The organism is Chryseobacterium balustinum (assembly GCF_900168205.1).
In the GTDB taxonomy this organism is placed as follows: Bacteria; Bacteroidota; Bacteroidia; order Flavobacteriales; family Weeksellaceae; genus Chryseobacterium; species Chryseobacterium balustinum.
The window spans coordinates 53186-67000 of sequence record NZ_FUZE01000004.1; the positions used below are offsets into that span (position 1 = coordinate 53186).

Sequence of the window (13815 nt, forward strand, 5' to 3'; positions counted from 1 at the left end):
TTTGAACTATTATGAGCTTTTTAAATAAAAATTACACGAAAGAAGCCTTAACGCTGGCTCTTCCGGTAATGCTTACGCAAGTTGGGCAGGTATCTGTCAACCTTTTTGATAATATCATCGTAGGAAAACTCTTGGGAGCAGATGCTTTGGCGTCGGTTTCTTTGGGAAATGCCGTGTTTTTCTCGATGTTTGTTTTGGCACTGGGCTTTTCTTTTGCCATCCCGCCATTGGTGTCTGAGGCACATTCTAAAAATGATCACAAAACCATTAATTCAGTTTTCAGTCACGGTTTTGTCATCAACATGACTGTAGGAATTATTCTGATGTTGATCTTATTTTTAGGATTACCACTGCTCTATCACTCTGGTCAGCCGGCAAAAATCATTCCCGATACAGTAGATTTCTTATGGATCATGGCGATCAGTATTGTTCCGTTTATGGCATTTCAGACTTTGAGAGAGGTTTCTGAAGGTTTATCTTATACCATTGGAGTAACGAAAGCAACAATTATTGCTAACGTAATCAATATTGTGCTCAATTATGTATTGATTCAAGGAATTTGGATTTTCCCTGAAATGGGTGTAAAAGGTTCTGCCTTAGCCAGTTTAATTGCCAGAATTTTCATGGTTGTTTTTCTTTATTTTGTTTTAATGAAAGAACCAAAAACCAAACAGTACATCAAAGATTTTTCATTAAAAATGCAGGTTTTTTCTAAGAAAATGTTCGAAAAAATGGTAAGATTAGGTTTCCCGACTGCATTACAGATGTTTTTTGAAGTAACAGCTTTTGCAGGAGCAGCGTTTATCTGCGGATTAATTTCATCTCACGATATTGCTTCACACCAGATTGCTTTAAGTATGGCATCATTTACCTTTAATTTATGTATTGGTTTTAGTGTAGCTTCAACCGTAATGATCGGTAGAAAATTAGGTGAACAAAATTTTGTGGAATTAAGAAAAATAGGAATCAATAACTTAAAAATTGCATTTCTTTTTATGTGTTTTTGTGGAGTTATATTTATTTTAGGAAGAAATATTCTGCCTACATTTTTCACAAAACCAGAAGAAGTAGAAGTAATCATGTTAGCTTCAAAGCTTATGATCATCGCTGCATTATTCCAGCTTTCTGATGGAATTCAAGTGACAGCTTTGGGAATGTTGAGAGGTTTACAGGATGTGAAAATCCCGTCAATCATTACATTTATTGCTTATTGGCTGATTACAATTCCTTTAGGATATTTCCTTTGTGTAACCTTAGAAATGGGCGCTTTCGGAATGTGGATCGCACTTGGATTAGGATTAACGATTTCTGCATTTATGCTGGTGAAACGTTTTCTCGATATGTCTGCCCGAAGAATTAAAGCAAACAAAATATAATATTGAAAGCGGTCTTTGGATCGCTTTTTTTATTTATTATCTTTAAGATTCGAAACTAATCCGTCATGAAAATAATACTAGAAACCGACCGTCTTTTGCTTAGAGAATTTGATATTAGCGATGCAGAAAGTTTTTATGAATTAAATTTAAATCCAAACGTTATAAAATATACCGGAAATTCTGCTTTTAAAGATATTGATGAAGCTAAAGCCTTTCTGGAAAATTATTCCGATTACCAAAGAAATGGTTTTGGAAGATGGTCAGTTGTCGATAAGTCAACTAAGATATTTTTTGGTTGGTGCGGATTAAAATATGATGAAAAATTGGATGAAACCGATATTGGTTTCCGTTTTTTTGAACATTTCTGGAATCAGGGATTTGCTACCGAAAGTGCAAAAGCCTGTATCGATTATGGTTTTGAGATATTAAATTTAAAAACAATTGTAGGAAGAGCAATGAAAGAAAATACAGCATCTGTAAAAGTTTTAGAAAAAATCGGACTTCAATATGAAAAAGGCTTCGATTTTGATGGGCAAGAAGGTGTGATTTATACAATTAAAAATAAAATGATAAGATAAATATGGAAAATATAGTCATTGAAAAAATTAAGCTCGACGATATTGAAAAGCTTCAGCGTATTGCGAAAAAGACTTTTTTCGAAACCTTTTCGCCCTATAACAGTGCAGAAAACATGGAAAAATATCTTAACGAGAAATTTTCTGAAGAAAAATTGCTGTCAGAACTTAAAAATAAAGATTCTGAATTTTTCTTTGCTATCTATCTTGGTGATGTTGTCGGCTATTTGAAAGTCAATTCAGGGGATGCACAAACTGAATTACAGGATAAAAATGCTCTTGAAATTGAAAGAATCTATGTTTTAAAAGACTATCACGGTCAGAAAGTTGGGCAGATTTTATATGACAAAGCATTGGAAATTGCACAAAGTAAAAACTTGCAATACGTTTGGTTAGGCGTTTGGGAAGAAAACCACAGAGCCGTTAAGTTTTATAAAAAGAATGGTTTCGTAGAATTTGACAAACATATTTTTAAGTTTGGTGATGAAGAACAGACGGATTTGATGATGAGAAAGGAGTTGTAATTATCAAATAGCTTTTCACTTAAAATTAATCGTAAAGAAAATGCTTCCTGTAATGAAGTTTAAAAAAGCTAAGTAAGCAATTTTAAAAAGCAAGCCTGCTTTTTCTAAAAGCTCCCGTCGATTTATGCAAATCCACGGGAGCTTTTGGTACAATCTTCGTGAGAAGTTTATGATTATTTAATCAGATAAAAACTATATTTTTAAAGTAAAATTCCTCCGTAGCCTAAATAAGTTAGGTTTGCATCTTTAATAAAATCTTCAAAGCTGGTATTTTCACCAGCTTTTTTGTTTTGAATTTCGAAAAAATAAATATTTGGATTTAATTACACCTTCTTTTTCTTTTCATAATCTTTTATGGCTTTGGTAAGACTTTTTACAGTTGTTCCCAAATAGGAAGCCATATCTTCTTTTGAAATTTTCATTTCTTTTGCTTTTAAATCGAGAAGTTGAGACAGTGTATGTTCTGTAGCGTGAAGTTGCTGATAAGATGATCGGTTTGAGGTGTTCGCAATACGTTCTGCAAAAACATCTAACAGTAAATTGTTTAAATTAAGATCACTTTTAATCAACGACTGGAAATACGGAATCGTTATCGTAAATACAGTAACCTCGGTAATCGCTTCAATGCTGCAGATACACGGAACATTTTTCATCATCTCAATTTCCCCAAGAATTTCTCCTTTTCCCAAAAACTCAACAATGTATTCCTCATCACTTTCTTCTGTAAAAAAGCATTTGGTAATTCCGCTTTTAATAAGCATTATTTTGTCGGAAACTTCGCCTTGCGTCAATAATTTTTCGTCTTTTTCGAAGGATTCTAAAATAATATTTCCTTTATGTTCCTGGTTATGAAAAAGTATCTCAAGATAATTTAGAAATGGTTGGTTCGTTCTTAACATTATTTTTATTTCAGATAGACACCTTTCGGAATCTATTATTTGTACTCATTTTTATCAGCAGAAAATTACAAAAACTAAAATGAATAGAATATGAATATTTAAATTTAATCCATAAAAAAACTCGCTCCTAAGAACGAGTTTTAATATAATTATTTCTTCAAGCATTTTTCCAGGAACTGATCTTGTTCCCAAAGCAAATGCAGAATATTTTCTTTGGCTGCATAACCATGAGATTCTTTTGGAAGAAGAACCATTTTTACAGGAGCTCCGAGATTTTTCAAAGCCTGAAAATATCTTTCGGTCTGTAAAGTAAAAGTTCCCGGATTGTTATCGGCATCACCATGAACCAATAACATTGGAGTTTTCATTTTATCAGCATTCATAAATGGTGACATTTTGTTGTAAATTTCCGGAACATCCCAATAGTTTCTCTGCTCACTTTGGAAACCAAAAGGTGTCAACGTTCTGTTGTATGCTCCACTTCTTGCAATTCCACACGCATAATCTTTAGAATGTGTTAAAAGATTTGCCGTCATAAAAGCTCCGTAGGAATGTCCTCCAACTGCAACTTTTGTTCTGTCGATATACCCTAACTGATCTACCGCATCAATCGCAGCTTTTCCGTTGGCAACCAACTGTGGAATAAAGGTATCATTTGGCTCTGTTTTTCCTTCTCCAATAATTGGAAACGCCGCATCATCAAGTACAGCATATCCTTTTGCCGTCCAATACACAAAAGAACCGTAATACGGGAATGTAAAATCGTTCGGGTTTTGAGTATTTTGTCCTGCAGTATTTTTGTCTTTATACTCTGTAGGATAAGCCCAGATTAATAACGGAAGTTTTTCTTTTTTTGCTTTTCTGTCGTAGTTTGCCGGTAAATAAAGTGTTCCAGTCAAAGTAACCCCGTCATTTCTTTTGTAGGTAATCACTTCTTTGTAAACATCTTTGATGCTTTCAAAAGGATTGGCAAAATTGGTTACCGCTTCCGATTTATTAGATTTAATATTTTTCTTAAAATAATTCGGATACTGACTTGCCGACTGCTGAATCGTTAATACTTCTCCTTTTTTAGGATCAATAATATCGATGATTTCCTCTTTGGCATTTTTAAGATTTGAGGTATAGAGTCTTTTCTTTTTTAAAGATTTCATATCCATTTCATCGATGAAGGGATGTTGACCGTCTTTTGTAAAGCCATCGCCGATCAAGTAAGATTTTTCACCTTTCATATCGATAACATATCTTCCGAAATCATTTTTTGTCGTGTTAAAACTTCCTGGATCACTGTAGACATCCTGATAATTTCTATCTTCTATTACTTCAGATTTCCCTGTGTTTAAGTCAACTAAATAAGATTTTGTGTTTCTTGTATCGTACCAGCTTTCACCAACGATAGCATAGTGATTGTTTGTCCAGCTTACGCCACCATATCTTTGTTTTGTTTTAAAGAAAGATTTTGGTTGAGCTGTAAATGGAGCTTCCCAAGTGAAAACTTCATCTCTGAAATCAACAGTTTTAGACTGATCTCCACCATCCAAAGCTTCGGTATAGACCAAAGTAGCAGGTTGATCTGCTCTCCAACCCATATATCTTTTTCCGGTTCTTACAGATGAAAATCCTTTCGGCATAATTTCATTTAAAGGAACTTCATTCACCACTTTTACCGTATTTCCTTTTGCGTCGTAAATCGTTGTGGTCATTGGAAATCTATTGAGCGGAACAATGTATGAATATGGTTTTTTAATGGTTGTTACCATTAAATAATTTCCATCAGGAGAATACGTTAAATCCGAAAAAATATCTTTGTCTTTAAACTTTTTAAGATCGCCATTCAAATCAACATGATACAATTCTGAAGCGGTAAGAATGTCAAAATTTTGTTCGTCTTGCGGATTTTTAAGCAAATCCTGATATGTTCTGTTTTGAGAAACTTTTCCGTCTGCTGTTGAAACAATTGGTCCTGTTGGAAGATCTTTAGAGGGATCAATTAATTGAGGTCTATTTTCTGGCAAAATTTTAATTAGAAAACTCTGGGAATCTTTCATCCAAACGAATGGATAATGCAAGTTTGCATTAAGATTATCTTTAGTGATCTTTTTTGCTATTGCGGTTTCAAGATCAACGATCCAAAGCTCAACTCCTTTATCCGTAGTATTAGTAAACGCTAATTTCTTTTCGTCTGGAGAAAAAGAAGTATTCGTAATTTTGGGATTTTGCGGAAGACCTTTTACCTGAACTTCCGTTTTATCGTTCATTTTACGTACTTTCAGATTATTAGAATACGTTACACTGCTTGAAATATTGGTAACAGGATTAATTCTTAATCCTCCCAATTTCATTTCCTGTTGATTGAGGTCGTCTAATGTTTTATACGTTGGTCGGTACACAAAAACAACCCAATCTTTTTTAGAATTGGTCAAAACACTTGGCGGTCGGTCGTAATCTGCAAGCTTTAAAATTTCTGCAGACGGTTTCTGATACGAGATATTTTCCTGAGCTTCATAGAAATTAAGAAACGCAAGAAGACAGATGGTCAATTTGATCTTCATTATCTTTTTGATTTTTCACGAATTTAATGAAAAGTAATTAATTTTTGGTTATTAGTACTTTACAATACTTCCAAAAAGTGGGAAATTTGATTATAATAAACTTTTTCTAAGGACTTCAGAAACTTTTTCGACTTCCTCTAATGTATTAAAATAATGGGGTGAAAGTCTTACAGCCCCGTCAACTTTTTTATCCGTAAAATCAATCAATGCAGAATGTTTGTAGCTTACCGAAAAGAAAACATTATGTTCTCTCAAAACTTTCTGGATATTTTCCAGATCATTATCAGGACCACAAAATGTGACGATACTGCTCAAGTTTTCTCCGATATCTAAAACTTTAAAACCACAGTTTTCAAGATTCGTTCTAAGCATTTTGGCTAATTTTATGTTATAATTTCCAATAGTATTTAAACCAATAGTATTGGCATATTTTACAGCCTCCATCATCCCTAAAACTGCGGCGTAAGAAACTTCCCAATGTTCAAATCTTTTAGCTGTTTCAAACAATTTGTAATCATCGTATTCCGACCAATGTGCACCTCTCATATCCAATAAAATCGGAGCATAATCTTGCTCTAAAACCCTGTCTGAAACATATAAAAAACCACTTCCTCTTGGCCCTCTCATAAATTTTCTTCCGGTTGCCGTTAAAAAATCACAACCAATTTTTTCGACATCAACAACCATTTGCCCAACCGATTGACAACAATCTGCTAAATATAAAACATCATATTGTCGACAGACTTTTCCTACCGCTTCAATGTTCTGAATCAATCCTGAATTGGTCGGAATATGAGTTACCGCAACCAGTTTTGGGTGATGTTGTTTAATTAAATTTTCAAGATCTTCTAAATCAAGTTCATTATCCTTTAGTTTCTTAATTCGGATAATCTTTACATTTAATTTTTTCTGAAGTGAAATAAATGTAATCTGATTGGAAATATAATCATCAACTGTAGTAATAACTGTATCTCCTTCTTTAAAAATAATACTCGAAAGAGCTTTAGAAAATGCTTCTGTAGCACTTGTCATAAAAGCAATATTTGAAGGTTTACAATTGATGAGTTTTGCAGTTTCAATATAGAAATTCTCAAGCAGTTCTGCATTTCTATTGGCCACTTCATAACCTCCCAACTGTTCTTCCTGTTGCAGATAATCGATCATTGAATCTACGACAATATTTGGCATTAACGAAGAACCAGCATTATTGAAGAATAATTTTCCGTCTGATAAACCTCTTATTTCCTGTCTTATTTTATCTGTATTCATTTTTTACATTTAATTTTGAATGATTTTGCTGTAATTTATTTAGGCTTCTTATTCACAGAGTTTGTTATTCCGTAGCAATCTAGATCTATTTTTAATGACAACATCATGTTTACTTTTTCTTCTAATTAGACACGATAATTTTATACAAAAAATCCCGAATTTGAAGTATCGGGATTTATTTATTTTAAAAATGATTTCTTTTAATCTAAAACACTCCAGCCTCTTTTCGGATTGGTGTTTGAAGAAACCTCCTGCTCATTAACAATGATATTTTCTTTTCTCTGTCCGATATAATCTAGTTCGCTCAGTTTTGCAAAAATAGTTTCCAGACTTCTCAACATCTGACTAATGTATAAAAGCGGTTCACCGGAATTGTGATGATCATAATTCGTTTCCGCAACAGTAGAAAGCTGATTTAATAAAGTATGTGGCGCGATTTCGCTCCATTCTAAGCTATAATTCAGCATTTCTTCCAATTCTCCCGGAACTAAGATCTGCGTTGAATTGTACATTCTTAAAGCTAATTTGGCAAAAGTTTCAATTAAAAAAACCGGCGCTTGGTAAGGAATTATATTTCTGAACTGAAAATACATATCACCAAATGTATCTACCAAAACAGTACACAAAGCTTTAACATTCAATGCTAAAGATGTATTCTGGTTTTTATGCGAAGCCTTCTGAATAATTTTGAAAGCATATTGCTGCAAATTTCCAATAGATTTTGCATATCCGTTGTAATAATCAATTAAAACCGGATGACTCTGAATCGAGGTACACGGTGGAATAAAATTGGTGTTGACCTGTGCAATATTGCCTTTAAAATCTACTTTTCCTACTACCAAGTAATTTCCTCCCGAATGATTACTGTTCAGTGAACTTACCGGAAGCAATTCAATATGATAATTGGCGTGTGCATTTGGATGTCTTGGCGGAATTTCCTCCGGATCAATATCCCCAAAAGGAACTTTATCAAAAGGATTTACGGATATTAAAATATAATATTCTCCATCCATTTGGTTTTCATCAAGATTTAAAGATTTAGCCAAAGATTTTACACTCACTCTCCTGTCTTTCAGCTCTAACCTGTAACCCGCTAAAGTTACAGCACTACAATTTTTGATAAATAGTTGTACATCGTTGGTTGCTGTATTATGAACATCAAAAATAGTTTTATCGGTAAACTCATTCGACAAAGGCAGCAAACCATAGTTATAATTGGTAATCCCAAGAGAATTAGCATCTCTTATCGTATCTATTAAAAAATTATCCTGATCGTTGAGATGTCTCTGCGAAACTTTCATTCCATCAACCCAGTTGATAGCAAAATGTTTTATGGGCTGTATCATATTGTAATACTTTTATTTGTGTGATTTTGATTTGATTTATTTTTTTCCTTCTTCTTCGTGCTGAATAACTCTTTTACAGATTACCACTTCATTTTCTGAAATAGTATTCGTGGTAATATCCTGATCGAAATCGATGTATTTTCTGAAACTGAAAAACGATTTTTTAGTATAAAATATCCAGTAATAAGATTCTCTTTGATCATCTGTAAGATGAATAATTGATTTTGGGTTTTTATGGTTGTAATCGTCAACTACACGGAAAAACCAGTCTCCAAAAGTTACTCCGGTCGGTAAAGTTTTAGCTTTAATTCTAAAACGATTTGCATCTTCCAGATTTTTGCTCAATTCAACATTTAAAACCATTAAACGGTCGAAATCTGCTCCGTCAAAATCGGGTGGTTTCTGATCCGGAGAATACCTCCATGTTTTATAAATATCAACAGGAATACTGATAAACTGAATGTAACAATAATAGAAAACCATGGGTACAAAAAATATAAGTACGCTGGTTGCTGACATTACAGGATATCCTGCTCCTTTGCTGATCCAGCCGAAAATCAGAACGAAAAGATAAGCTCCTACAAGAGCACAGGTTAATGATAATATAGATTCAAAAATAATGCTTGAAGTCTGTGACTGAAAGTGCTTTCTGAAAAACGTATGCATTAAATTAACATGAATAATCCCGAAAATAAGATAAATTATTTGCGAAATAAGATACCAATACGGATTAAACGAATTTCCTGAAAAACCAAAAAGACCAGGCAATGCAAGACACAAGCTGCACAAGAGTACATAAACAATAATAACTCTGATTTTTATTGCAGGTTTGTTTTTCCTGATTACCCCTAAAATCACCATCATGATGATAGCAATAAGCGGGACGAAAATATACCTTAAAAATATACCTTTTACTGAAGAAACTTCCATTTATTTCTTTTAATATTTAGTTTGATTGATGAATTGTAAATATAATTAAAATATTTTACAGGAAAGTAGAATAACCAAGCCTGTTTGTATTTCTGTGATCATCTTCCAGCACAAAAGAATAGTCTCTTTTTTCTGTGATAAAATTTTCTTCAATATCTACAGAAACAGGAAGGCAATAATCGTACAAAGCCTGTAAAACTTTTCTGAAAGGATGACCGGGAATATAATTTTTCATCTCGTCATACGGGATCGGACCTATATTTACAATCCAGTTTCTTTCACCATCCATATGTTTTCCGCTTGCAATGTAAGTGACACCCAATCTTGAATTTCCCAGAAGTATAGAAGAATCATCTTCTTTCATTCTGTCGATTTCGTTGGGAGTAAAAGTAATCTCAACGGGAACTTTCAAAAAAGCAGTCATACAACGTTCAAACCATTTTTTATCGCCTCTGATATTGTGAAAAAATGGTAAAACATGAAGAAAAATATAGGCATTCTGCTTGTCCAGCATTTTAATGATCGGCCAAAGTTCACTGAAGATATTGAGAAGAGAATCGGTATCACTCGCCAAATCAAAATCATATTCTTTCAGCAAAGCGCTGATTTCTGTAAAAAAAATCTCTAACTCAAAAGGCCTGAAAAACTTTCTAGCATCCTCTTCTACCCTTTTTTGTTTACGGATTTCTTTTACAACACTTTCTACATTTTTTCTGGAAGTATTGAGTGACGGCGGATGAAAAACACCTTCCGGAAGATAATCGTAAATACCTTCGCGATACGTTTTAATATTGAGAACTTCCTCGTCAAAACCTAAATAATGACTTGAAATACTTTTAATATCTTTAAGATAAGCTCTGTCGTTTATTCCTATTCTGTCAATAAAAATATTGCTTACAGATCTGTGATATTTTAAGAGATTTACAGCAACTGCTTCAGCTTTAAAATCTGTCTGCAGCTTATTGTAATGCATATCTATCGTGCTGTTGTCGTACATATTTTTTTTCCTGTGATCATGTTTGGTATCGTAAAGATAAAATATCTCTTTATATTGAAAAAGTATTTATCTCAAATTTTTATGTTTAATGATGTAATTTAATATAAATTATTGATTTTCTTATGTATTAATCTTTATTAAAATAGAAATATTTTAAATTTAAAAGAAATTACCTCAAGGTCTTGTCATAGACTTTACGTAAAATTAACAGTTCCAAAACCAACAAAAAAGAATTTTAAAGTCAAATTTCCATAAGGCTGACTTATCTTTGCAATTCGAAAATTATTTAAAGAAATGAAAAGTATTTATTCTAAAATGTTGCTTTTGGCATTTGTGGCAAGTTCAGTTTATTCTTATGCATGGGGATTAACGGGTCATAGAGTGATTGCTGAGATTGCAGAAAATCATCTTTCCGGAAAAGCAAAGAGAGAAATCAGAAAAATGTTGGGGCAAGAAAGAATGGCTTATTGGGCAAACTGGCCAGATTTTATTAAATCTGACACTACAGGTGCCTGGAAACAGGCTTCAGCTTGGCATTATGTAAACATTGATCCACAGACAGATTTTACAGCATTTGAAAAAGATTTGAAAGCGCAGGCCGGAGCTAATCTTTACTCGCAAATCAAAGTATTGTCTAGCCAGATCAAGGATGAAAAAACTTCTGAAAAAGACAGAAAAATTGCTTTAATTTTCCTTATTCACATGATGGGAGATTTGGCACAACCAATGCACACTGGAAGATCAGGAGATTTAGGCGGAAACAAAATTAACGTTACTTATTTTGGAGATAAAACAAATCTTCACTCAGTTTGGGACGGAAAATTGGTAGATTCACAAAAATACAGCTACACAGAATATGCAAAGCTTTTGGATATTAAATCTAAGGATGAAGTAAAGCAAATTCAATCGGGGACTTTAGAAAACTGGTTGTATGATTCTCATCAGATTGCCAATAAAATCTATGCTCAGACTCCAGATGGTTCTAAATTATCTTACGATTATCAGTACAAATTTAATGATACAATGGAAAGACAGCTTCTTTACGGAGGTTTGAGATTAGCGAAATTGTTGAATGATTTGTTTTAAGAGTTAATAGTTGATGGTTTTTAGTTGATTGTCAAACTATTTTATATTATAGAGCGGAACTTCGGTTTCGCTTTTTTTGCTTTTAAATTTAATAATTTTTCACATACTTTGTCATGCTGAAACCTTTAGGTTCGACGGAGTCAAAGCATCTCAATATAGTATTAGAAAAGAATGGAAGCATTCAAGCGTAGATCCTTTCAGGATGGCAAACTATATGGATGTTTTTTCGAATATTGAATTTATGACTACAACCATAGCCCCGATAGAAACGACATCCTTTTTGGTGGCGGACGGAACGAAGTGGAGACCGTTACCAAAAAGATACAGTGGATAGCGGGGAAAAGCTCTTTATAAAAAATTTCAGATTCATTTTTTTGAAAATCCTATAATTTTTTATTTCTAAATACAAAGGGTAATAATTTACAACTAAATTCTCAACATCGTTTTAATTAAATAAAAAATAATTGTAACCTGTGTAACCTTTTTAATATTTCGAACGTATAATATAATAGCAACTCTATTTTTGAGAATACAATAAATGAGACAATTAAAAATAACCAAGCAGGTTACCAACAGGGAAACCGCTTCACTAGACAAGTATTTGCAGGAAATTGGTAAAGTAGAACTAATTACAGCAGACGAAGAGGTAGATCTGGCACAAAAAATCCGCGCAGGCGACAGAGTCGCATTGGAAAAATTGATCAAAGCCAACCTTCGTTTCGTAGTTTCTGTATCGAAGCAGTACCAAAACCAAGGTCTTTCTTTGCCCGATTTAATTAATGAAGGTAATTTAGGATTGATGAAAGCTGCAAAAAGATATGACGAAACCAGAGGTTTCAAATTTATCTCTTATGCGGTTTGGTGGATTCGTCAGTCGATTTTACAGGCTTTGGCAGAGCAGTCGAGAATTGTAAGATTGCCTTTGAACAAAATCGGATCGATTAACAAAATCAACAAAGCTTACGCTCACCTTGAGCAGGAAAATGAAAGACCACCTTCTCCGGAAGAATTGGCTGAAGTTCTTGACATGAGCGAGGAAGATATCAAAGAATCTATGAAAAACTCCGGAAGACATTTGTCTATGGATGCGCCTTTGGTAGAAGGTGAAGATTCTAACCTTTATGACGTTTTACGTTCTGGAGAATCTCCAAGCCCGGATAAAGATTTGATGCTTGAATCTCTTCAAATTGAAATTGAAAGAGCATTAAACACTTTAACTCCGAGAGAGGCTGATTTGGTAAGATTGTATTTCGGATTAAACGGAAAACATCCAATGACTTTGGAGGAAATCGGAGAAACTTTTGATCTTACCAGAGAAAGAGTTCGTCAGATTAAAGAAAAAGCAATTAAAAGACTGAAACACAATACAAGAAGTAAGATTTTGAAATCTTATTTAGGTAAATAATTTTTAGTTTACATAATTATTAAGCGGAGTTTGATTTTTCAAGCTCCGTTTTTTTGTACCTATTTTTTGAGTATCTTCAACTCATTAAAATAATAAATCAACCATCAAGTTTGTCATTCAGAACGAAGCGTAGTGGAGTGAAGAATCTCAATATTTTAAACCGTTAAGATTTAATTTAATTTTAAAAGATTTCTCCTATCGTCGAAATGACAAATCCAATAAAAACAAACAAATATGAAAAAAATACTTATTGCCTCTACTCTATTTTTATTAATAGTTTCCTGTTCAAAAAAATCAGAAACAAATCCTTTAGAAAATAATGCGGTTGATAATGTAGAATCATCGGTTTCAAATTCATTAAAAAGTGGACGTGGGAAAGGAAATATGGTGCTTGAAATTTATTCTGAACTTCTCAAAAACGACAAAAATTTACAGGATTTGGAACAAAGAATTGAAAAAGTAAGAACTGAAACTCAATCTACAATTTCTGAATATGAAAAAATAATTTATAAGTCTGATAGTTATTATGATGATGCAAAACAATTAACAAGATCTATCAATGATTCTTTGATGAAAAAAGAAATTGAAAGAGAAATTAAATTTAGTTCTGAAAAATATGATTTAAAAACACAGAAAATCAAAGATTTAATTATAAAAATTAATCAAAATAAAAGCATAATTGAGAATCAACACACGATTTTTAAAATTAAAAAAACACTTCCCGAAATTGAAAAATACCAAAATGCTCATCCTTTGAAAACGGACAGCTTAAATAATTTCATCAACAAGCAAAATCAATTGTTGAATGAATTGAAAAATTTGAAGTAAATATTTGCCACAAATCAACAAATTTTTC

At 32.9% G+C, this 13815-nt stretch carries 13 protein-coding genes; 7 read left to right on the plus strand and 6 right to left on the minus strand.

Features of this window, described 5'->3' with window-relative positions; translation table 11 throughout:
• The first annotated feature begins 11 nt into the window (after nucleotides 1–11).
• From B5X64_RS07385 to B5X64_RS07395, 3 genes are all read left to right on the plus strand, one after another.
• Nucleotides 12–1376 (plus strand): MATE family efflux transporter, encoded by a 1365-nt coding sequence (locus tag B5X64_RS07385; RefSeq protein ID WP_066676663.1) that lies wholly within the window; start codon nucleotides 12–14, stop codon nucleotides 1374–1376.
• A gap of 65 nt (nucleotides 1377–1441) precedes the next feature.
• Nucleotides 1442–1954 carry a GNAT family N-acetyltransferase gene (locus tag B5X64_RS07390; protein WP_079464620.1) on the plus strand — a complete coding sequence of 171 codons (513 nt, stop codon included), beginning with the start codon at nucleotides 1442–1444 and terminating at the stop codon, nucleotides 1952–1954.
• 2 nt (nucleotides 1955–1956) lie between these two features.
• Nucleotides 1957–2475: a GNAT family N-acetyltransferase gene (locus tag B5X64_RS07395; RefSeq protein ID WP_079464621.1), complete on the plus strand. Its 519-nt coding sequence runs from the start codon at nucleotides 1957–1959 to the stop codon at nucleotides 2473–2475.
• A 323-nt stretch (nucleotides 2476–2798) separates the two neighbouring features.
• Here the strand turns inward: B5X64_RS07395 and B5X64_RS07400 are convergent, their stop codons facing one another.
• From B5X64_RS07400 to B5X64_RS07425, 6 genes are all read right to left on the minus strand, one after another.
• Nucleotides 2799–3374: a Crp/Fnr family transcriptional regulator gene (locus B5X64_RS07400; RefSeq protein ID WP_074229005.1), complete on the minus strand. Its 576-nt coding sequence runs from the start codon at nucleotides 3372–3374 to the stop codon at nucleotides 2799–2801.
• Between the two features lie 149 nt (nucleotides 3375–3523).
• A complete protein-coding gene (locus B5X64_RS07405; protein ID WP_079464622.1) occupies nucleotides 3524–5926 on the minus strand; it encodes an alpha/beta hydrolase family protein in 2403 nt (800 codons plus the stop codon).
• Nucleotides 5927–6016: 90 nt separating this feature from the next.
• On the minus strand, nucleotides 6017–7195 hold the full coding sequence (locus B5X64_RS07410; RefSeq protein WP_079464623.1) for an aminotransferase class V-fold PLP-dependent enzyme: 1179 nt from the start codon (nucleotides 7193–7195) through the stop codon (nucleotides 6017–6019).
• A 200-nt stretch (nucleotides 7196–7395) separates the two neighbouring features.
• Nucleotides 7396–8541, minus strand: a complete 1146-nt coding sequence (locus B5X64_RS07415; protein ID WP_079464624.1) for a hypothetical protein — start codon at nucleotides 8539–8541, stop codon at nucleotides 7396–7398.
• Nucleotides 8542–8577: 36 nt separating this feature from the next.
• Entirely contained in the window at nucleotides 8578–9471 is an 894-nt protein-coding gene (locus B5X64_RS07420; protein WP_079464625.1) for a TssN family type VI secretion system protein, read from the minus strand.
• 55 nt (nucleotides 9472–9526) lie between these two features.
• Nucleotides 9527–10468: a type VI secretion system baseplate subunit TssG gene (locus B5X64_RS07425; RefSeq protein WP_079464626.1), complete on the minus strand. Its 942-nt coding sequence runs from the start codon at nucleotides 10466–10468 to the stop codon at nucleotides 9527–9529.
• A gap of 294 nt (nucleotides 10469–10762) precedes the next feature.
• Between B5X64_RS07425 and B5X64_RS07430 the strand changes: the two genes are divergently transcribed.
• The 4 genes from B5X64_RS07430 to B5X64_RS07445 all read left to right on the plus strand — a co-directional run bounded on the left by B5X64_RS07430 (nucleotide 10763) and on the right by B5X64_RS07445 (nucleotide 13787).
• The gene (locus tag B5X64_RS07430; protein WP_079464627.1) at nucleotides 10763–11554 is read left to right on the plus strand and encodes a S1/P1 nuclease; all 792 of its coding nucleotides are present in this window, start codon (nucleotides 10763–10765) and stop codon (nucleotides 11552–11554) included.
• 202 nt (nucleotides 11555–11756) lie between these two features.
• Nucleotides 11757–11888: a hypothetical protein gene (locus B5X64_RS23180; protein WP_262707280.1), complete on the plus strand. Its 132-nt coding sequence runs from the start codon at nucleotides 11757–11759 to the stop codon at nucleotides 11886–11888.
• A gap of 204 nt (nucleotides 11889–12092) precedes the next feature.
• The gene (locus B5X64_RS07440; RefSeq protein ID WP_034757900.1) at nucleotides 12093–12959 is read left to right on the plus strand and encodes a sigma-70 family RNA polymerase sigma factor; all 867 of its coding nucleotides are present in this window, start codon (nucleotides 12093–12095) and stop codon (nucleotides 12957–12959) included.
• Between the two features lie 234 nt (nucleotides 12960–13193).
• Nucleotides 13194–13787, plus strand: coding sequence for a hypothetical protein (locus B5X64_RS07445; RefSeq protein WP_079464629.1), 594 nt, complete (start codon nucleotides 13194–13196; stop codon nucleotides 13785–13787).
• Nucleotides 13788–13815: the final 28 nt, after the last annotated feature.

Bases quoted from the DNA above. Each gene is read 5' to 3' on its own strand.
- B5X64_RS07385 (WP_066676663.1), top strand. From the start codon at position 12: ATGAGCTTTTTAAATAAAAATTACACGAAAGAAGCCTTAACGCTGGCT.
- B5X64_RS07390 (WP_079464620.1), top strand. From the start codon at position 1,442: ATGAAAATAATACTAGAAACCGACCGTCTTTTGCTTAGAGAATTTGAT.
- B5X64_RS07395 (WP_079464621.1), top strand. From the start codon at position 1,957: ATGGAAAATATAGTCATTGAAAAAATTAAGCTCGACGATATTGAAAAG.
- B5X64_RS07400 (WP_074229005.1), bottom strand. From the start codon at position 3,374: ATGTTAAGAACGAACCAACCATTTCTAAATTATCTTGAGATACTTTTT.
- B5X64_RS07405 (WP_079464622.1), bottom strand. From the start codon at position 5,926: ATGAAGATCAAATTGACCATCTGTCTTCTTGCGTTTCTTAATTTCTAT.
- B5X64_RS07410 (WP_079464623.1), bottom strand. From the start codon at position 7,195: ATGAATACAGATAAAATAAGACAGGAAATAAGAGGTTTATCAGACGGA.
- B5X64_RS07415 (WP_079464624.1), bottom strand. From the start codon at position 8,541: ATGATACAGCCCATAAAACATTTTGCTATCAACTGGGTTGATGGAATG.
- B5X64_RS07420 (WP_079464625.1), bottom strand. From the start codon at position 9,471: ATGGAAGTTTCTTCAGTAAAAGGTATATTTTTAAGGTATATTTTCGTC.
- B5X64_RS07425 (WP_079464626.1), bottom strand. From the start codon at position 10,468: ATGTACGACAACAGCACGATAGATATGCATTACAATAAGCTGCAGACA.
- B5X64_RS07430 (WP_079464627.1), top strand. From the start codon at position 10,763: ATGAAAAGTATTTATTCTAAAATGTTGCTTTTGGCATTTGTGGCAAGT.
- B5X64_RS23180 (WP_262707280.1), top strand. From the start codon at position 11,757: ATGGCAAACTATATGGATGTTTTTTCGAATATTGAATTTATGACTACA.
- B5X64_RS07440 (WP_034757900.1), top strand. From the start codon at position 12,093: ATGAGACAATTAAAAATAACCAAGCAGGTTACCAACAGGGAAACCGCT.
- B5X64_RS07445 (WP_079464629.1), top strand. From the start codon at position 13,194: ATGAAAAAAATACTTATTGCCTCTACTCTATTTTTATTAATAGTTTCC.